Source organism: Serratia sp. C2(1), from assembly GCF_036352655.1.
In the GTDB taxonomy this organism is placed as follows: domain Bacteria; phylum Pseudomonadota; class Gammaproteobacteria; order Enterobacterales; family Enterobacteriaceae; genus Serratia; species Serratia inhibens.
Genome location: NZ_JAZFBA010000001.1, coordinates 1,661,420 through 1,681,715 on the forward strand (window position 1 = coordinate 1,661,420; position 20,296 = coordinate 1,681,715).

Annotated in this window: 15 protein-coding genes; 12 read left to right on the top strand and 3 right to left on the bottom strand. The window is 56.7% G+C overall.

Features of this window, described 5'->3' with window-relative positions; all coding sequences use genetic code 11:
• The 7 genes from V2S86_RS07710 to V2S86_RS07740 all read left to right on the top strand — a co-directional run bounded on the left by V2S86_RS07710 (position 1) and on the right by V2S86_RS07740 (position 12,254).
• Positions 1 to 1,752, top strand: coding sequence for a hypothetical protein (locus tag V2S86_RS07710; protein ID WP_330761919.1), 1,752 nt, complete (start codon positions 1 to 3; stop codon positions 1,750 to 1,752).
• Positions 1,752 to 3,182, top strand: coding sequence for a hypothetical protein (locus V2S86_RS07715; protein ID WP_330761920.1), 1,431 nt, complete (start codon positions 1,752 to 1,754; stop codon positions 3,180 to 3,182). The genes V2S86_RS07710 and V2S86_RS07715 overlap by 1 nt, the downstream gene beginning before the upstream one ends.
• Before the next feature lie 21 nt (positions 3,183 to 3,203).
• Positions 3,204 to 5,348 carry a hypothetical protein gene (locus tag V2S86_RS07720; RefSeq protein ID WP_330761921.1) on the top strand — a complete coding sequence of 715 codons (2,145 nt, stop codon included), beginning with the start codon at positions 3,204 to 3,206 and terminating at the stop codon, positions 5,346 to 5,348.
• Between the two features lie 67 nt (positions 5,349 to 5,415).
• Positions 5,416 to 7,242, top strand: coding sequence for a hypothetical protein (locus V2S86_RS07725; RefSeq protein WP_330761922.1), 1,827 nt, complete (start codon positions 5,416 to 5,418; stop codon positions 7,240 to 7,242).
• A gap of 9 nt (positions 7,243 to 7,251) precedes the next feature.
• The gene (locus V2S86_RS07730) at positions 7,252 to 8,910 is read left to right on the top strand and encodes a hypothetical protein (RefSeq protein ID WP_330761923.1); all 1,659 of its coding nucleotides are present in this window, start codon (positions 7,252 to 7,254) and stop codon (positions 8,908 to 8,910) included.
• A gap of 10 nt (positions 8,911 to 8,920) precedes the next feature.
• Entirely contained in the window at positions 8,921 to 10,846 is a 1,926-nt protein-coding gene (locus tag V2S86_RS07735; protein WP_330761924.1) for a hypothetical protein, read from the top strand.
• Positions 10,827 to 12,254 carry a hypothetical protein gene (locus V2S86_RS07740; protein ID WP_330761925.1) on the top strand — a complete coding sequence of 476 codons (1,428 nt, stop codon included), beginning with the start codon at positions 10,827 to 10,829 and terminating at the stop codon, positions 12,252 to 12,254. The genes V2S86_RS07735 and V2S86_RS07740 overlap by 20 nt, the downstream gene beginning before the upstream one ends.
• Positions 12,255 to 12,277: 23 nt before the next feature.
• On the opposite strand, the gene V2S86_RS07745 is transcribed toward V2S86_RS07740, so the two are convergent.
• The gene (locus V2S86_RS07745) at positions 12,278 to 12,895 is read right to left on the bottom strand and encodes a TetR/AcrR family transcriptional regulator (RefSeq protein ID WP_330761926.1); all 618 of its coding nucleotides are present in this window, start codon (positions 12,893 to 12,895) and stop codon (positions 12,278 to 12,280) included.
• Positions 12,896 to 13,016: 121 nt separating this feature from the next.
• On the opposite strand from V2S86_RS07745, the gene V2S86_RS07750 reads away from it, so the two are divergent.
• A complete protein-coding gene (locus V2S86_RS07750) occupies positions 13,017 to 14,042 on the top strand; it encodes an SDR family oxidoreductase (RefSeq protein ID WP_330761927.1) in 1,026 nt (341 codons plus the stop codon).
• 179 nt (positions 14,043 to 14,221) lie between these two features.
• Here the strand turns inward: V2S86_RS07750 and V2S86_RS07755 are convergent, their stop codons facing one another.
• Positions 14,222 to 15,310, bottom strand: coding sequence for an oxidoreductase (locus V2S86_RS07755; RefSeq protein WP_330761928.1), 1,089 nt, complete (start codon positions 15,308 to 15,310; stop codon positions 14,222 to 14,224).
• A 222-nt stretch (positions 15,311 to 15,532) separates the two neighbouring features.
• Here V2S86_RS07755 and V2S86_RS07760 point away from each other — a divergent pair, with 222 nt between their 5' ends.
• From V2S86_RS07760 to V2S86_RS07775, 4 genes are all read left to right on the top strand, one after another.
• A complete protein-coding gene (locus tag V2S86_RS07760; protein ID WP_208905082.1) occupies positions 15,533 to 16,606 on the top strand; it encodes a sugar ABC transporter substrate-binding protein in 1,074 nt (357 codons plus the stop codon).
• 9 nt (positions 16,607 to 16,615) lie between these two features.
• Positions 16,616 to 17,863: an LVIVD repeat-containing protein gene (locus tag V2S86_RS07765; protein ID WP_330761929.1), complete on the top strand. Its 1,248-nt coding sequence runs from the start codon at positions 16,616 to 16,618 to the stop codon at positions 17,861 to 17,863.
• A gap of 84 nt (positions 17,864 to 17,947) precedes the next feature.
• The gene (locus V2S86_RS07770; RefSeq protein ID WP_330761930.1) at positions 17,948 to 18,349 is read left to right on the top strand and encodes a VOC family protein; all 402 of its coding nucleotides are present in this window, start codon (positions 17,948 to 17,950) and stop codon (positions 18,347 to 18,349) included.
• Positions 18,346 to 18,903 (top strand): dihydrofolate reductase family protein, encoded by a 558-nt coding sequence (locus tag V2S86_RS07775; protein WP_330761931.1) that lies wholly within the window; start codon positions 18,346 to 18,348, stop codon positions 18,901 to 18,903. Before V2S86_RS07770 ends, V2S86_RS07775 begins: the two co-directional genes overlap by 4 nt.
• Here V2S86_RS07775 and V2S86_RS07780 read toward each other — a convergent pair.
• Complete coding sequence (locus V2S86_RS07780) at positions 18,878 to 20,293, bottom strand: MFS transporter (protein ID WP_330761932.1); 1,416 nt, start codon at positions 20,291 to 20,293, stop codon at positions 18,878 to 18,880. The genes V2S86_RS07775 and V2S86_RS07780 overlap by 26 nt on opposite strands.
• Positions 20,294 to 20,296: the final 3 nt, after the last annotated feature.

Sequence of the window (20,296 nt, forward strand, 5' to 3'; positions counted from 1 at the left end):
ATGTACCAGGGATACCCGGATTTTCAGCAAATTATCATCTGCGATAACCAAAGGTTTATCGCCGGCTATCAGCAAAATGACGCCTATTTCTTATACCCGGACTCCGTCAGCATCCTGGCGGCGAATCCGCTGGCCTTCTCGCTGGATATTGTTCGCAGTTACAGCACCGACAGCATTTATGGTTGGCTAAACTTCACTACCGAGCTGCAATTTGCCGGCGTACAAAGCCTGACGGAATTCAAACAGCAACACCCGGATACAGCCGTAAGGGTGCTGCCGGTGTTGCCCGGCAGTCTGGGGTTTGACGTACCTATCGAGTATCACAGCGCCCTGAGCGGGCAAAGCTATGATGCCACCTGGTATTCGGCACAGTGCATCCAGTTTATTATTTTGCTGAATTCGGCCAGCACCCAACTGATTGAGAAAACGCTGCTCGATGACACCCTCGGCTTTAATGCCCGGCTGGATGGCTTTGTCGAAGGGGTATCGCCGCGTCTCGCCTATGCCGTCGAGTTTGATCCCCGGGTGCTGATGCTTGAATTGGCCGCCGGGGTCAAAGGTGCGTACCCCGTTGAGGGGGAGCGCGTAGCTTTTGACTACGGCCTGTTGACCCAATATCTGTACCAGAATATCGCGCTGCTGCCGTTGAAAATCACCCCGGCACTGCCGATTAACGCCCCCGAGGAAACCTTGCTTTTCAGTCAGGCGTTTCTTGATCGGCTCTATAACCTGCTGGGCACGCCCTATGCCGGCCCCGCCACCAGCAACGCGGCACTGATTTGTCTGAGGGTACCGGCGTACGGTGGGCGGGTGATCTTCCCGTTGGAAACTGAGGTACTGAGCCGCCGACCGCTTTGCTTCATTCTGGATCCTTTCGCCGCCGCGCAACAAATCGCCAAGGTTTCTCCCGAGACCATCATTCACCGCACTACCGCGCCGCCGCTACCGGCGGGCGAACTGGAGATCGACGTTTTTTACTCCTTCCCGCTAGGGTTGAAAAGTAACGTCTTTATCGATATCCAGCTCACCGTACCGGCGGGCGATATTTACCCGCTTGAGCAGAGCCAAACGCAAGTGCTGACGCCGGATAACAGCAGGTTGATCTTCAGGTTTCAAAACAGTGCGCTGGATAACGAAGACTTCTTCTACCAAATTCGCGTCAACTATCCGCAAGATGGCGTCTGGAAGACCCTGAGCGGTGAACGGCAGCGGTGTGCAGAGCACGCTCTGGTGCTGGATTATGCCGCGCTGCCCTGCCATTTTCTGACCATCGGCATTGATCCTGAATTTGCCCGGCAAGGCCGGATTAGCGGTATTTATCATTCTGCCGGTTGGCTGCAGGATCTGGCGTTGACCGAGGCGGCACCCTATTTCAGTTGCCCGATCCTCGGTGACGATACCTATGCCGAAGCGACAGCGTACGCGTTGTCCGACAGCGAGGCCGTGCCGCTGCCGCTGCCGATTACTCAGGCCACCACCATCGGCGCCTACAGCTTCCCGCAGTTTGGTTCACAGCAGGCGCGGATCACCGTTCATTTGCCCACCGAAATGCTCAAAGCCGTGTTGACCTTTCAGGCGCAAAACGACAGCCGCACTACGGAACATACCTTCACCCATCCGCAGAACAGCTTCGAATATCAATGGAATGTCACCTCTATTTTTGCTGCCGGATTCCGCTACAAAACCGCTGCTGGCCCATGGTCGCCCTATGTAACCGGCGATCAAACGATTGATATCAAGGGTGAAAAATAATGACTGACGCTTTGAATCCCCAACAAGGTCTGCAGAATTTTTTCCTGCTCGGCAGAGCCTTGGCGTTTCACGATCAAACCTTGCCATCGGAGTGTTACACCTACGGCAGCTTTACCCCGCAGGTGATACAGGACACCCCGGCAGGCAAAGTCAGCGCACTGCATTTGCTGACCAGCCCCGGCGGCGGTCTGGCGACCTTTATCGCGCCAAACATGCCGGTCGATACGGCGGCGATCGAATCCTATATCCGCCAACATTTCATCCCGGCACCGGGGAAAATCAGCCTGTCGCAAGGCGATATTCGCCAATCCTTATTCCTGCGCTTTGCCCATCAGCCGGAGTCAGACAGTTATAACCTCGAGTTTGAACAGTCAAAAATGCCGCTGACCCACGCCGAAGCCGGCCTGCTGGACAACGCCATTCGCGGGGCCAAAAACCAGGTTTACCTGGTCACGCACAGTCAGTTCAGCGTCAGCAGCCGCGTCGCCGCCAGCCTGGATACCGACTGGGTCGCGTTTTTAACCCTGGCCTTCAACGAACAGGCACGCCAGCCGGAGGCAATCGCCCTGTTGCTCAACCAGCAGATTGACGCCGGCGTGATTGCCCTGCTGGAGCAGTTTGACAATGCGCCCTCGGAACAGACACGCGAGCTGGTGAGAAACTCACTGGTGAAGACCGCGGCGCAGCTGGTCAGCAACACGTTACGCAACATCCACTCGGTAGATGAAATCCCCAACAAGCTCAGCTATGACGTCAGTGACAGCAATAGCGTACCGCAGCTCTATTTGCTGGCGCAGCAACAAGATATCGCCACCCTGCTCGGCCAACTGCCCGCCGACAGCATCATCTCTTTTACGCCAACGCCGTTGCCGGAACCCACCCGGCCGGACAAGCCCATCGAACACCGTCAATGCGTGGTCAGCCTGGGGTTCAACCCTAACGGTTTCAACATCATGTCTATCGAACTGCGTTGGGCGGACCGGCAAACGCCAATGCAGTGGCCCAGCTTCCCGCCGGTGACCTTAAAAACCGAATCTGCGGTCAGTGACATCACCCTCAAAGTGACGTTTTCCGACTACTCCAGCTATGAACGCCAATTCGGCTGGCAAGACGCTGTCGCATTGACGCCACAGGATCTGGGTTTTTACAGCGTGATATTTGAAGCAGAACATCTGAAAGCCGAATTTAAAACGCTTTCAGGCAATGCCACTTATCGCCCTGCCGGACAGGTTAAAAGTCAGAGCTTCAACTTTGCGTTTTCCAACCAGCAATGGCAGGCCAACTGGTGGATCAACGCCCATGCAGCCGGCTTAAACGGCCGAATCGATTACCGCTGGCAAGGAAAAACCTCGTCGCTATTCCCCAAAACCTACGACTCTGGCCCGCAGCAGGCCAGCGCCAGCCCCATCAAACTGCAATACAACAAGTGATATACACAAGAGGAATTCCCTATGTTAACCACAGCTTTGCAGCAATCGGTCAAAATCGCCGTGACCAAATACCTTGGCATCAAGGAATATGCTTATACCTGTTACGGCGACAGTGTCGACAAGGATATTTATTACGTGGTACCGGAAATCCCGGTATTTGTCGCGAGGGAGCCGGAAACCCCAAGCTTTATGTTCTACAAGTATCGCGGCGATGACACGCAAGGCGGCTATGCGCAATTTACCGTCATGCTGCCGCATCCTGAATTGGACATGCAAGAGAAGATCCGCGCCCAGTTGTTTGGCAACATTCAAACGCAGCTGGAAGCGAAATCCACGTTGATTGTTCAGTATGTTAAAGCGGAGCAGGCTTACGTGGCGGATCCGGAAAATCCGAGCAAAAAATCGGCAATGGATACGGCGCTGAAAAATACGGGTCTGGACGACGATCAAGCCGCCAAATTTGTGGCGCTCTATGACAGCGGCAAAGGCAATGACCAGTTCCTCAACGAGTTAATGCCGGAAGATGCGGCTAAAATCAAGCTGTTGCAACCGCGATTTACGTCGGCGCAGGCCTCATTGATTCTGGATAACAACGATAAATTCCATCGCCAAATCCCCACCACGCTGTCGCCCTCCGGCCTGGGGGACAACAACACCGTGTTCAGCCTGTCGCTCACCGGCGAAGGCGCCACCATGTTCGAAAAAGTGCTGCAAGGCACCGATAAAAACTCAAGTGTCGCGGTGCGCTTTGACTTCAACCTGGATGCATCCCTGCCGGCGGCAAAGGTAACGGTCAGCTACGACAGCGAGATAACCAAGTCGGTGACGCAAGAGATCTCCTACCACACCTGGTCGGCCGATGAGAAAAAGATTGAGCGCGAATATATCGAAAAAGGCGCCATTAGCATCGACGTCGAAATCGGCCTGACCGCAGCAGAGATGGGCATGACGCCGGAGCAGTACATTAAATGGAAAGACGGTCTGCGCGACTGGGGACAAAAACAGGTTGAGCAAATCCTCAGCAGCCAAACCGGGCTGGACATGAGTCTGGAGCTGCTCAACGACGCCGATGGATTTGGCAAATTCAAATCCAGCCTTAACCAAACCAAAAGCTTTACCCGGGTCTACGATGAGAACTCGGTGGTATCGTTTTCCATTGCGCCGCAGGCCCAACTGCCGTCGATCCAGTCCATCGTCGGCGCAGAACATCTGGACCAGTACTTTAAAGAGTACGATCTCAATGACCCGTTCTACCAATACCTGCAGCCCGAATTCTTTGTCACCGACGATCTGGAGAAATATAACGTCGCCAATATCGTGGTAACCGCCGTCTACGACAAAAACAATCACAGCACCCTGCAGTTTTCCCCGGGTGACACCAAACCGAAAAAAACCGACAAATGGTTTATCAACCCCGAGTTGGGCCGTTCATTTTCTTACTCCTATACCGTCAGTTTTACCGGCATGCAGGCCAAGCCTTACCATTCCGGCGAGATCCAGGCCAAGGATGAGTTGGTTGTCACCATTAACGTTGCGCAGTGCGGTATCGTTTATGCGGATATAGCGACGTTGCTTGACCCTATGGGATGGAAAATCTTCAGCCAGGTGGTGGTCAAAACGCTATATTCCGATTCGGCGCACAACGTCGATAAAAAATTGGTCAGTCAGATTGTCAATGAGTCATCGCCCCCCAAACCCTTTATTTATCCGATCGGCACTAAAGTCGAACAACCGATTTATTACTCCGCCGATTACTATGTCCTGGATGGCGACAGCCTGACTTACGTGCCAAGCGGCATGGAAACCAACCCGCAGTTGCCTGACTATGACGGCATTCGCGGCAACCAAATCCTGATCGCCAACGCCCTGCCGAAGCAGCAGAAATACACCATTATCTTAAAGCCTACGCAGAAAGATATTTCACTGATCACCTTCGATATGACGGTGTATTACCCAAAATGGGATTTCACGCAGGCCCAATCCTTTCCCTTGACCGAGTTTGATCCCAAATCGATGACCCAATACCTGACCTTCAACCTGATGCAGCCGGAGAAAGACAATGAGCCGCAAATCCACTACACCGCCACTGTGTATTTTGGCGCCGACAATGACCATAAAGAGGTCACCAAAAACGTGACGAGCAGCATCGTGGTCGTGACGTTTTGAGGGGCTGAGGCAATCCGGGGCAAGCTCGCCTTGCCCTGTTTCCACCGTCACACAGGGGAAGGTCGCTATGGACAACCAATTGGTCGTGCAGAACATCTGTTTCATTCGCGCCGACCCGGACAGGCCAATTTATTACTACTGTGCCGCCGCACCGGGCATTATCGTGAATGACGATAACCAGCCCGCCGTCCAGCTCCAGATATTTAGAAACAGCAACCAGCCGGCCACGGTTTACTACGCCACGCTGTCATTGCAAACGCAGTTGGAAAGCAGCCCCGAAGCGGCACGCAAGGCCGCAGACGCCAGCCCGGATATCCCGCGCGATGCGCTGTTATTGCCGTTGCAGGCGATTGCCTGTAGCGCCACGCTGGACATTCCCGGCTTTATTGCCGGCCAAACCAGCAAAACCTCTTTGAGTAACCAACAGTATTGTTATCTCTTGGCCAAATTAACCTCGGGCGACGATATCGCCCTGCTGGCGAGCCTGATGAACGCGCCGGCCTCCACACCGATCGCCGTCAGTTATAAAATCGACTACCTGCAACAGCTGCCGCCGGCAACCTTTGAACTTGAAGCCCGTTGGGACCAGGTCTATCAATTCCTGCAAGAGTCGATCGGTTTCAACCTGCTGATTTTTTCCGTCAATATCGAAGAAACCTCGGCGCGGCTCATCAGCGAAAAAGTGGTCAGGATCAAAGTCCGGGAAACCGACCCCGACGGCCATATCGAACAGGCGGCCGCCGAATTGACGCAGATCCTGACCAGCCAGTTTTTTACGCCGGTTTTTGCCCGCGCACCGCAGCAACCTCACCCCGAGGCCGGTTTTTACCTGCAACGGGTGTCGATTGAAGACGTTGAACAGCGGCGCTTGAGCGGCAAGCTGAGCGAAACCACGGTGGTACAGCGTTCGCTTTATCCGCAGGCCTTGTTTGCCGAACTGGTCAAAGGCACTGATTACCAGGCCGACCGGGTGATCACCAAGAGCGATCTGCAGGATGATTTTTTCGCCTTCCGCGAGGTGCGGGTCAATCTGCTGTCCACCGAGCTGGACGACAATATTCAGTTGGTGGTTGCGCGCCTGCGTTATGGCGACAACAACCGGCAGTTTAACTTTCGCCGCGGCGATACCGATCCGAAACTGTTCAGAGTAGCCAGCATCCTGGACCCCAATACCAGCAAAATGCTGTGGCCGGTCGAGTACAGCTTCGTCGTTTATTTCAATCAGGCGATTGGCGGCGTGACCTCCGTCAGTTCCGACAGCCTGCAAACCGAGTTGAACGCTGTTTATCTGGATATCGAATCCGTTTATGGCCGCTATGATTTTGTGATCAAGGCGGCGAGCCAGTTCGACTGGAGCTGGTATCAATCGGTACTGGTCACGCTGCGTTGCCGCCATATTCAGCGGCCGAACAGCTCCATTTCGAAAAGTTACCAGATTAGCCAAACGGCGCAGCAGGACAGCTACCCGGTGATGCTGCCGGATCCTGATTTGTATCTGTTTGAGGTCAGCAAGGAATACAGCACCGCCACCAACTCGCCCCATATTCCCGCCGTACTGAATGAGCCGACCAGCCAGGATGTTTATCTGTTTTCAACCCTGTATCGCCAGCGCGTGCTCAAGGTGTCCGCCAGCATGAACTGGCAACAGGTTGCCATGGTGATCGTTTCTGTCAGTTATGCCTATTCACCTACCGATAGCCTGCAGCAGGTTTTTCAGTTTACCGAATCCGATGCCGCCCCCCAGCGATTCAGCGCCGATCAACCCGACCCTGAACGGCTCATCGTCAACCTGGACATCTGGTTCACCTACCAACCGGGCCAAGGCGAGGGAAAACCCGCGTACGCTCAATTCGCAACCCGTCAAGACGATATCGATATCGCCAATCTCAATTAAGGAATCGCCATGTTATTACTCAGAGCAAGAACAGAAACCATCAAAAATATTACTTTCTTCGCCGATGACGCCGATGACAACCAGTTCTGGTATTTGCCCGGTGACATTCATATCGCGCAGCAAGGCGAAAGGCCCGTATTTTCACTGATCAAATACACCGGAGACGGCAGTGACCAACAAGGGGGATACATTAACTTTGAGGTGAATACGGCGATTGATGAAGCCGTGCTGGACAGTGCTTTCAACGACTATCTGCGCAAATTGCACGTTGATCCGAAAAATGCCCGCAAGGCCCAGGTGCCGTATGACAAGGGAACGGTAAACTTTTTTGTGCTGGATGCGAAAAGCACCAACGGCGAGCTGATAAGCGCCCCATGTCCCAGCCTGTTCGGCAATAACAGCGCCATCTTCAGCGCCAAACTGACGCCGCAACAGGCGGTCATTCTGGAAGCCGCCTTTAATCAGGCGCAAGCGCCGGCCGCCGTGGCCTATAACCTGAGCTTTACCGGCATCACGCCGGCATTAAAGGTTGAAGTAGAGGCCCAGTTCGACAGCCTTTACAAAGAGTTTGACCTTAAATTCGGCGCCAACATTCCGATCCCGGTGGAAACGCCCGCCAGTTTTTGGTTGGGCTTCGACAGCGTGATTAAAAAACTGCAGCAGGATCAAAAGTTGGTGATCAAGGTCACCGAGAGCATGCCGAGCGAGGAGGAAGCCAAAGAGAAAGAGTGGGCGCTGCAGTTCGTTAAAGAAGAGATCCTGAAAAGTTTCTTCAGCGCCTCGCTCAAGCCCAACGATGACAGCAATACCCAGGCGAAATCGGCGAGCGACTCGATTTTGGATTCGCTGATTTCCAGCAATAAAAAAGAGGGCGAAGAAGGCGGTAAGGGCGGCCTGTTCCCCAGCGCGTCACTGGAAATAAAACTGGTGCGAATCGAAGAGACCAAAAGCCTGAATTTCAACTACACCTCGTCGAAGGCCCTTAGCCAGTCCGCCGTGCCGCAAAACTTTATCGGCAGCGATATCCTGCACGCCAAAAAAGAACCGCCTTACTTTATTGAAGTGAACGTCAACGATCCCTTCTTTCAGAAAATCAATTTCACCGTGCTGGGGCCGGACAGTTTTGAGGAGTACGGCATCAAAGCCGCAACCTTCGCCCTCACCTACAACCATAACATTTACACCGACGAACCTTTTGTCGCCGATGACGGAAAATGGACCAAGGTCATCTCCCGCAGTAGCAACAAAGATGAGCTGTTTCAAATCCAAAGCGAGTTTGTGTTCAAGTCCGCAGCTTCATCCGGCTGGGAAGGCCGCAGCAGCTACCAATTGCCGTCACAGTCGGCCTCGACCTTGCTGAACCTGGATCCCGCGGCGATGTTGACGTTCAACGAAATCGCCATTTTCCTCGACAGAAAATTCTCGTGGGAAAATTATAATCAGGTGATCGTCGAGTTGGATTATATCGACGATAAACTGAGCCGGAAAACCAAGAAGTACCCGTTCAGCCAAGACAATAGCGATAGCAAAACCTTTAAATACCGCTGCCCGACCGAGACCCCCTGGGTCGTTAACTACAAGATCACCTACCTTTTGGTCGGTGGTGACATCGTCATACGCGACGGCAGTGAAAATCCGCCGGCCATCGTTATCCCGAACCTGGCCTAGGTGGCTGACGATGGCCGAACCTAACGCAGTATTGCCAGCGGCATGGAACGCCCTGGTAAACGCCCTGTGCCGGGAAGCGCCCTATTTACGGGCTACGCTGGTGCCCGAGATCGCCCGGTTCAGCCAGGCGCGTCTGGCCTCCGGCTGTTTGTCCGCCGCCTTTAACACCAGCCTGCTGGCCTATAACGGCTGTCCGCTCGAGTTTACCCTTTCATCGTCGAAACCCCTGGCGCTTTCCTGCACGCTGGATCCTTTTTTGCCGCGCTATGCGGAAGAGCGTTCGGTCGATGCTTTTTATCGTCATTACCAGCGCATCACCGCCGCGCCGACAGATGCTTCGCCGGAGCCATATCTTGAGGCAGTGAAACGCATGCAACGGCAAACTGCAGAGCCACTGCGATTCGGTTCCTGGCTGGGACGAAAATATGCGCCGGAGGGAATCAAAACCAAGGTGTATTCCGAGGTGCCCGCCGGTGGGCACGACGAAGCCGGCTGGCCCGGCGGCACGGCGGCTCACCCCACCCGCGCCTGCAAGGAGAACGGGCTGGCGTTGCTGATGGTTGGCTATTACCCGCAACTGCCCGCTTCGCCGCTTGAATACTACTATCAATGGCATAGCGCCCAGATAACTCATGCCGATATTGCCGAAGTGATGCATTTTTTCGGTTGCGGAGACCTGTTTCCCGCACTGTCGCCGTTGCTGGAACGTGCGCTGCGGCAAACCTTGCGCGATGAAGGTTTTCCTCACACCACTTACGGATTTAGCCTGGTCTACGGTGCGAACGGCAAGCTTGAGAGCTTTACGCTCTTTACCATGGCGCCCGGTTTCTTTGGCGATAATCAGCGGGTATTCCCTGGCGTGGAGGCACTGTTGGCGCCCGGCGGCCAAGGCATGCCTTTGTTGCGGCGCGCCATTGCCGAGCGGGTTCCCCTGCAATTCAATGTGGTCGGTTTTTCTGTGGATCGCCAGGGCAATGAAAACATCAGTTGTACCTTCAGCCCGCAAAATACCCGTTTCGCCACTCGGCCGGTCAAGCAGGCGCCATCCCCCAAGCCCGCTGCCCGGCCCGATCTGACGGCGCTACTTGAACAGCAATGCGCCAGCGGCGCCTTTATTTCCCATGCCAGAACGCCGGATGGCCGCTGGCATCGGGATGAAAATGCCTTTGTCACCGCCCAGGTCCTGCGCACTCTGGAATATACCCGGCAGACCGCGCCTTATATCGAGAAGGCGCTCGATTTTTTGCTCACCTGCGAAATCCGGCCATTCCACTTCAGCTTTTGGCCGAGCGCAGCCCATCCTTCATGGATGGCGAACCAACGTATCTGCGCAGACATTGACGACACCGCCATCATTACCGAGCTGCTCTACAGGTTTGGCCGCATTTCGCTGTCGCAGCTCAGGCAGACAATTTCACACATGAACGCTTATCAGATAAGCAGGGTCGATCCCCGCCGGAAGGAGCTACAGCATCAATGGGCGCAATGCCAGGCCTTTCACACCTGGATGAAAGACGACAATGACATCCGCCAGCTGGATTGTTGCGTGAATACCAACGCGCTGATCTTACTCAATGTACTGAGGGCCGAAACCGGCGTTGTGGCACCGGCCTATCTGCACATTATCAAGATGCTGAATCAGGCGGTGCAATGGAGCGGCGACAGTTACGACAGGCTCAGTATGCTGACCCCCTATTACGCTCATCCCCACGAATGGCGCGTCGCCCTTGAATACGCCAGACAGCGCGGGATCCCGCAACTTACGCCCGTCATTGACGCATTGGCCCGTTGGCAACGGCCTGCCGAACGGCGGGAAATCCCACTTTACCGCCGGCATGACGGGCGGTTCCTCTGGACCTCGGCCTGCCTGAACCCGTTCAGATCTCTGGCCCCTATCCACCGCACTGAGGACAGCCATGAATACCTTTCTCAATGATCTGGTCACACTGAACAAAATCATTCTGGATAACGCGCGCGAACAGTTTCCAGACGCCGGGGAAAAACGGCTGCGTTACCGCGCCGCGCCGGCCACGACGGCAGAGGATCTGTCCGCCGAGGTTTGCACCGAGATCGTTTCGGGGGAAACCCGTTACCAGATTGCCACCAGCACCGACGGCACCAGTTGGAGCATGACGCTGGATTTCTCTCTGAGCAGGCAGGTGCCGCAAATCCCCTATGTAGTACTGACCTTCAGTACCTTCGGTAACGTCGATGAGATGATTTTCGACAAAGTGCTGCTGACCGCCACGGAAAACCGCTACCAGGCGCAGCTGGATCTGGTGCGTCTGGAACAGCGCGACGCCCTGCTGCGCGCCCTGTCGGATTACGACGCGCAAACCACGCTGGTGGTCGCCATCCACACCGATCACGGCATCCTCAACACCATCACCGCACCCAAAATTTTCTATTTTGCCGAAAACTACTACCCCTATATTTACCAAGGCATAGTGCCGCCGCCGCCTCGCCTGCAGTTGATTCTCACGCCCCTGGCTTTTAAAGAGGTGTGGTACAACTACTATCAGGACTATGTCCGCAAAAATTACCTTTACTATCTGCCGGACACCTTCCTGCTGGCCACCAATGCCGCCGACGACGACAAACCCATGCTGTCGATCTCCTTCGCCGCCGCAGAAAATGCGACGTCGCTGGACGAGGTCAACGTAACCTTCGATTACTTCCTGTCGCCCAAAGTGAACCAGGCACGCATCGCCGACGCCGCCGGGCAGTTCACGCAAACGCAACCGGACGGCAAGCTGGCACCGTTCGCCAATGCCGACACGCTGACGCTGCAATTGGGCTTGCCCGACGGCAAGACGGAGGAGAAAAATGCGCTGATCAACCTGCAAAGCGGCATCGTGGATTCCTTCACGCTACCCGTCCACCAGTTTGCGCTGATCTGGGATGCGTTATTTGACCGCTCGCCGCAAAACCTGCTGCTCAAGGGCTATCTGGCGGTGCGATTCACCGGTTTTAATCCGGACAACATTCCGGTGATGCTCGCGCTGGACGCCAAATACCAAAGCAAAGTGCGGGAATTTATCAAACAGTCCGCTCCGGTGGACATCAATAAAACCCTTGAATTCAGAAGCGACAGCGGGGCTTACGATCCCTCGGGCCCGAGGCCGATCAAGCGCATTCTGGTGAACATCGACAACCAAACCGTCGAATTGGATAAGGACCATCCTTCCCATTCGGTCAAGGTGAAAGTTTCGGTGCTGGACCTGATCCTCAACCCGGAAAAAAAATTGGTTTATCATTATGACCTGCAAGTCTATTACGTCGATGGAGGCATGACGCCCTATTACGACAAAACCTCAAGTTTTGAGATCATTTACGTTCCGTGAACGGCGCGCCTGCGGCAGGAGTTTCAGGTTGCCGCCGGCGCAAACAACAGGCTGCGCAGAAACAACATGATCAACTTGCCTGAGGGATCGGCACCGGTGCCGGTCCGCTGCAAAGCCAGCCCGTGCGCCATCGCCATAAAGGCCGCCGCCAGTTCGTTTTGATCCGCCGGCGGTACCTTGCCTACCCGTTGAAACAGTGAACCGATCACCGCGCCGATTTTTGCCTGATGGGCGTCCCAGATATTTTTGTATTCCACGGCGAAGGCCGGACTGCGTTTGGCGTGCAACTGCAGCTCAACCGACAGCATGCACCAGTCAGCCTCCAGATTCAGAGTCGCCGCCCAGGCCTCCAGCGCCGTCAACACGCGCTCCGGCGAGTCGCTCCCACTCTCCGCCAGCGCCGTGAGTTGCATGGCCTCCGCTTCCATATGGCGTTGTAACAATTGCAGCAACAAGGCTTCCTTAGAGGCAAAGTTGGAATAAAACGCCCCCTGGGAATAGCCGGCCTGGCTGGCGATATCCCGGATTGAGGTGCCGCCGTAACCGCCGGCGACAAACAATTGGCGCGCGGTTTCAAGCAACTGCTCGCGGGTTTGCTGCTGGCTTTCCTCGCGGGTTAACCGCTTTCTTTCTGTCTTCATTTTCTTCGACTTTAGGTTGTTTTGACGTCATAGATACGCATTTAAGATATCACTTGATATTTTAAATGCACCTCACTAAATTAAGATATCATATGAACTTTGAAACTCACTTAAGATTTTAATGATGATGAACATGAAAACGGCTTTTGTCACCGGCGCAACCGGGTTGCTCGGCAATAATCTGGTCAGAGAGTTGGTTGCAAAAGGCTGCCAGGTCAAAGCGTTGGTCCGCTCGCTGGAAAAAGGCCGCCGGCAGTTCGGTTCCATCGACGGCGTTGAACTGATCGCCGGCGATATGGCCGATGTGGCTGCCTTTGCCGCGCATCTGCAAGGGTGCGACGTACTGTTCCACACCGCCGCTTATTTTCGTGACAACTACAAGGGCGGCAGCCACTGGTCCGAACTGAAAGCGATCAACGTCGACGGCACGGAACGTCTGCTGGAACAGGCATACCGCGCAGGCATTCGCCGTTTTGTTCATACTTCCTCCATCGCAGTGCTCAAGGGTGAACCGGGCATGCCGATAGACGAAACCTGCCTGCGTCGCTCGGAAGACGCCGATGCGTATTACCGCAGTAAAATTCTGGCTGACGAGGTGGTACTGGCGTTTCTGCAAAGCCACCCCGATATGAACGGCAGCCTGGTCCTGCCGGGCTGGATGTGGGGCCCGGCCGATCTTGGCCCCACCTCTTCCGGCCAGTTGGCCAATGACGTGATGAACGGCAAATTGCCGGGCCTGGTGCCGGGCAGTTTTTCAGTGGTTGACGCGCGAGATGTGGCATTGGCGATGATCCTGGCGGCCGAGCGCGGCCGACGCGCAGAACGTTACCTGGCCGCCGGGCGGCATATGACCATGCAGCAACTGGTGCCGCTGCTGGGCAAAATAGCCGGGGTTCAAACGCCAAAACGCACCTTGCCATTACCGCTGCTCTATATCATCGCCGCGCTGCAGGAAGCTTATGCCCGCCTCAGCGGCAAGCCGATATTGCTCAGCCTGGCGACGGTGCGTTTGATGGTCAAAGAGGCCAACCGCTCCCATTTCAATCATGCCAAAAGCGAACGGGAACTGGGCCTGACATTCCGGCCGGTAGAACAAACCATCGGCGATACGGTGACGTGGTTGCGCAATCACGCCGCTGAAAGCTAATCGAACCGGAGGAAAGTCCTTTCCTCCGGTTTCCACACCCCGAGCCTGAGACAGGTGGGCGCATGCAGGTTAGCCGGCCGTTGAGCGCATGGACGCGCGATACGAGCCGCCATGGACGGATTCACGGCGTGTCGGTGCTCTGCATGCTCCTCACCTGTAGCACGCTTAGGCGCGGCTATTTAGGCGGTTTGCGCTTCCACATAGCTCAGCGCAGAACGCAATCTGGCCTCGCTGAACGCTATCGGCAGCAGATGAATCGACTCGCCCTGCTGCAACGTGCGTGCAATCAGGCGCTGAACCTGCTCGTCATCGTGAATATCTACCCCCAATGCGGCCAGGTTTACCGGCAGATCCAGGCGGCGGTAAAGCGCGATTAACTGCGTGACGGTTTCCCACTGTTCCAGCAAGGCGCTCTGCACCAGAATGCCATAGGCCACCTTGGTGCCGTGCAAAAAAGCATCGGTCTGCGGCAAGGCGGTCAGGCCATTATGCACCGCATGCGCCGCGGCAATGCGGGTGTAACGATCCCCCAACCCGCCAACCAGCCCGCCGCCGGCGATAATCGCCTCCAGCACGTTGAGGAAAGGTGGGTTCAATTGCCCGTGCGCCAGCGCCTGCAACGCCGCTTCGCTTTCGCTGAGCAGCACGTCGCGCAGGGTCAGCGCAGTATTCAGACCCAACTGCACGGTTAGCGGCAAGCGTTCCGGTTGCGGGCTGAGCACCGCCGCTTCGTACCATTTCGCCAGCGTATCGCCAATGCCCGCCAGCAAATACGCCTTCGGCGCACGCAGGATAATTTCCGGCTCCACCAGGACCAGATGGTTTGCATCGTTGAAAATTTCGTAGCGCAGCGCCTGCCCCTGATCGTTATACCAGACCGAAAGCGGCGTCCAGGCGGCGCAGGTTGCGGCAATGGTCGGGATCGCCACCACCGGCAGACCCAGTCGGCGCGCCACCACTTTGGCGGTGTCCAACACCGCGCCGCCGCCAAGGCCAATCACCACCTGCCGCTCCGCCCCCGCCTGTTGCAGGATGCTTTGCACCGTGCTTTCGCTGCAATGGCTGTTGAACAACACCCTGCGGGCTTCGGGCGCGTCAAACACCTCAGGCAGCCAGGGTTTGGCTGCCGCCAGCGCGCGCTCGCCATAAATCCACAGCGCATTGCCCAACTGCTGCGGCGAATAAAACTGCGCCAATCGGTCAATCGCACCGGGGAAAGCAAAATAGTTGGCGGGGCCGGCGACCACGCGGATGTGGGTATCACTCATGCTCAAGTCCTTATTTTGTTTGCTGTTGCCATCATAGAGACGGGGAAGCCGATGACTAATACTGTTTTGCATTAGCTTATGATTTTTCGTTCATTGTCATCCGCCCGGCCGCCGTGGAAACTGGCTGCCTCAATTCATGCCGGTAAAAAAAACCATTCCAATGGTGACGATGAATTGCCCTCCCGTTTTTTAATGATGCTTAACCACGCAGGGTAAAACTTAATGAAACTGTTCAACACCTCATTACTGGCGTTAAGCCTGTTCGCCGTGTTTCCCGCTTTCTCCGCCCCCACTGCCGCACCGGTTCCTGCGGCGATCGCCAACCATCAGGGCCCGATCCGCATTGCGGTGATCCGCAATCTGGGCTCGGACGACAATACCACGCAGTTCGTCACCGGAGCGGTGCAGGAAGGCCGCAAACTGGGGTTTCAGGTCAACACCTTCCTGACCAACGGTGACGACGCCAAATTCCAGGACTTCGTCAATCAGGCGATCAGCCAGAAATACGACGGCATAATTCTGTCGCAGGGGCGCGATCCTTACTCAACCGCGCTGTTGAAACGCATTGCCGACAGCGGCATCGCGGTAGCGGCCTTTGATACCGCGGTACAGGGCGACATCCCGGGCGTTACCGTCAGCCAGCAGGATGACGCTTCGTTAACCGATCTCTCCTTCGGCCAACTGGTGAAAGACTTCGACGGCAAAGCCAACATCGTCAAACTCTGGGTTGCCGGTTTCCCACCGATGGAGCGGCGCCAGGCGCAGTACCAGAAACTGCTGCGCGACCAGCCCGGCATCAAAGAGCTTGAGTCTATCGGCGCGGTGTCTTCCGACGTTCAGGGCGACACGGCAAACAAGATCGGCGCGATCCTGGCCAAGTACCCCAAAGGCAAGATTGACGCCATCTGGGGAACCTGGGACGCCTTCAGCCAAGGCGCGTATAAAGCGTTGCAGGAGAATGGCCGCACCGAAATCAAACTCTACAGCATTGATATCTCGAACCAGGATCTGGCACTGATGCGCGCCAAGGGCAGCGCCTGGAAGCTCAGCGTGGCGGTCGATCCCAAACTGATCGGTGCCGTTAACCTGCGCCTGGTGGCCAACAAAATCGCCGGCGAGAAAACCCCGGCAACCTATGAGTTTAAAGCCGCCGCCATTCCGCAAGCGCTGCTGTTGAGCCACCCGGAAGCCACCAACGTCGCCTCGCTGGCCAAGGTGATCCCCGGTTGGGGAAAATCGGACGATTTCGTTGCCCCCTGGTTCGCCACGCTCGAAGCGCAACAGGCTAAAAAATAAGGAAGATCAATGGCATCGCAACCGCTTCCCCAACCCGAATACAGCCGCAATATGCGGCTGATTGGCCACAGCGACCAGGGCGGGCGGCCCGATGGCGTACAGGTGATGGTTCACCGGGGCTACGCCTACATCGGCCATATGGTGTCGCAGGGGTTTTCCATCGTCGACGTGCGCGATGCGAAAAATCCGCGCGCCGTCGGCTTTGTCCCTGCGCCGCCCGGCACCTGGAACGTGCATTTGCAGGCGCATGACGATTTGCTGCTGGTGATCAACGCCCGTGACCTGTTTGCCGACGCCCGCTTTGCCGACGAAAAGGTCTATTACACCCGCGCCATCAGCCAGACGGTGTCAGGCAACGACGCTCGCGGCTGGAGCGCCGGGGTGCGTATTTTCGATATCTCCACGCCGGAGCGGCCACAGGAAATCGGTTTTCTGGCGCTGGAGGGCATCGGCGTGCACCGCATCTGGTATGTCGGTGGCCGATGGGCGTACGTTTCCGCCCTGATTGACGGCTACAGCGATTATATCTTTCTGACTGTCGATCTGGCAGACCCGCGCAACCCGCAAATCGCCGGGCGCTGGTGGTTGCCGGGCATGCACAGCGCCGGAGGCGAGACGCCATCCTGGCCGGAGGGCAAACGCTACGCCCTGCACCATGCCATTATCAGCGGCGACACCGCTTACGCCAGTTGGCGCGACGGCGGGCTGACGCTGCTGGATATCCGCGATCGCCACCAACCGCAACTTATCGCCCATCGCAACTGGAGCCCGCCCTTTGGCGGCGGCACCCATACCGCATTGCCGCTGCCGGAGCGGGATCTGCTGGTGGTGCTGGATGAGGCGGTGCTCGACAACCAGGAGGACGGCGAAAAACTGATCTGGCTGTTTGATATTCGCGAACCGGCCAACCCGGTAAGCATCTCCACCTTCCCGCAGCCGAATGAACGGGATTACGTCAGCAAGGGCGCGCACTTCGGGCCGCATAATCTGCATGAGAACCGCCCCGGCAGCTTTGTCAGCTCGACGCTGATTTTTGCCACCTACCAAAATGCCGGCGTCCGCGCCTACGACATCAGCAACCCTTATCAGCCGAAAGAAACCGGCGCGCTGGTGCCCGCCGCACCGCAGACCATGATGGATAAACGCCCGGGTCGCCCGCAGGTGATCCAGTCCTGCGACGTGTTTGTCGATGCCCAGGGCATTATCTACAGCACGGATTACAACGGCGGTCTGTCCATTATCGAGTATCTGGGGTGAAAATTGGCCGGCGCAATGCCGGCTTTTTACCTGTTTGGGATAGTATGAATGAACAGGCAATAGACCCCGGAACAAGGAGAGAAGATGTTTAGCCATATTACCGTAGGCGTCAGCAATCTGGACAAGGCCGCAGAATTTTACGATGCCGTTTTGCTGCCGCTGAGATTAATACAGCGCCCGGTAACGCCCGATGGCGGCCCGGCCGCGCGTTGTTGGATCAAACCGGGGCTGACTTTGCCGCGATTTTACGCCTACGAGCCGTATAACGGTCACCCCGCCAGCGCAGGCAATGGCAGCATGGTGGCATTCACCGCCGATAATGAGCATGACGTGCTGGCAGCCTATGCCGCAGGCCTGGCGGCAGGCGGCAGCGCCGAGGGTGAACCCGGCGAACGTGCGAATTACGGTAAAGGTTACTTTGGCGCTTACCTGCGCGATCCGGACGGCAACAAGATCCATATCGCCTATCGCGGGGACTTGCTGTGATGAAATGTTCGGTATACATCGCCACCAGCGTGGATGGTTTTATCGCCAGAGCCGACGGCGATATCGATTGGCTGCTGCGGCCTGAATACGCCGTATCGCTGCTCAACGGGCTGAGTTTCGAGACGTTCATTGCCGACGTCGACGCCTTGGTGATGGGGCGCAATACCTATGAAAAGGTGAGCGCTTTCCCCGAATGGCCTTACGGCACCTTGCCGGTAATCGTTTTGTCGTCACGCGCGCTCGACATCCCGCCTCACCTGCAAAACAGCGTAAGACGGGAGGCTGGCGTACCTGAGGCCATCGTCGCCCGGTTGGCGAATGAAGGATGCCGACATTTGTATATCGACGGCGGCAATTGCGTGCAGCGTTTCCTGCAGGCCGGCTTGATTAACGAACTGACCATTACGCGCGTTCCGCTGTTATTGGGTTCCGGCATACCGCTGTTTGGTGCCTTGGGCGCGGAGCAACGGCTGCGCCTGATCGCCGCGACGCATTCCGACAACGGATTCGTGCAGGAGCGTTACGCCGTCAGCGCGCCGAATAGCGGGCCATAAGCGCCTGGCCGCCGAAGGCAATACCCAATGCGCCCAGCGCCAACAACGCCGCCGCTCCGTAGGTGAAATGCATACCTGCGGTCACGGCGGCAGCACCGGCGACGTTGATGTCGGCCGTGTTCGAGGCAAGCATAAACAGCGCGCCCATGGCGGAGGCACCGGTGATCAACCCGAGGTTGCGCGACAGGTTGATCATGCCGGAAATCAGCCCGCGCCGCTCGGGGGTGGCATCTTTCAGCAGCGCGGTATTATTGGCGACCTGAAACAACGCATAGCCAAGGGTAATCACGCAAAGCGGTGCCACGTAACCCACAACCCCTTGCCTTATCGACATCATCGACATGACACCGGCACCGGTGGCCAGGATAATCAAACCCACGGCCGTCATCTTTTGCGCCCCCAGCTTGTCCACTAACCTGCCGGCCGGCACGCCGACCAGCGCAGCGGTAATCGGCCCTGCCGACATTGCCAGCCCCGCCTGCGCGACCGCCAACCCCAGGCCATGCGTCAGGTAAAACGGCCCCACCACCAGCGTGGTCATCATCACCGCCATCACCAGCAGACTCATCATTAGCCCGGCACTCAGCCCCGGCTGACGAAACAGAGCCAGGTGAATCAACGGCGATGCCGTGCGGTTCTCCAGCCAAATAAACAACCCGATACCCAGAGCGGCACCCAGCAACAGCAGCAGATTAAGCCAACCGAAATCGCCGCGCCCCAGCGTCATGGAGAGCGCATAGCTGGCCAGCGTCAGCCCAAGCAGCAAGCTCCCGGGGTAATCAAACCTGGCCCGCGCCTTTTGCGGTGCCTGAGCCGGAGTCGGCAGGTAACGGTAAGCAAGAATGAACGCCAGCAGGCCCACCGGCAGGTTGATCAGGAACATCGCCCGCCAGCCAAAACCAAAAATCAGCGCGCCCCCCAGCGAAGGCCCGAGCGCAGTCCCGATGGCGGACATGGTGCCGAGCAGCCCCATCGCCCGGCCGGTGTTGTCTTTACCCAGGGTTTCGCCCACCAGCGCCATGGTCATCGCCATCATGACTGCCGCACCCAGCCCCTGAGCGACCCTCGCTGCGAACAGCAACCCGATGTTCGGCACAAGCGCGCACAGCACAGACGCAAAGGTGAACAGCACGATCCCCGCCAACAGCAACCGCCGCCTGCCGATCCTGTCGCCCAGACGGCCCAGAGCGATAATGGAGGTGGTGACGGCCAGCAGATAGGCGATCACCACCCACTGTACCGCCTGGAATGAGGTATTGAGCGCCTGTGCCAGCGTGGGCAAACCGACGTTGGCGATGCTGGCGCCCAGCGACGAGAGCAGCATCGAAAGAGAAAGACTGACGAGGATCCACCTTGGATCTGCACCGCCGGATTTAACTGTAAACTTCATGTT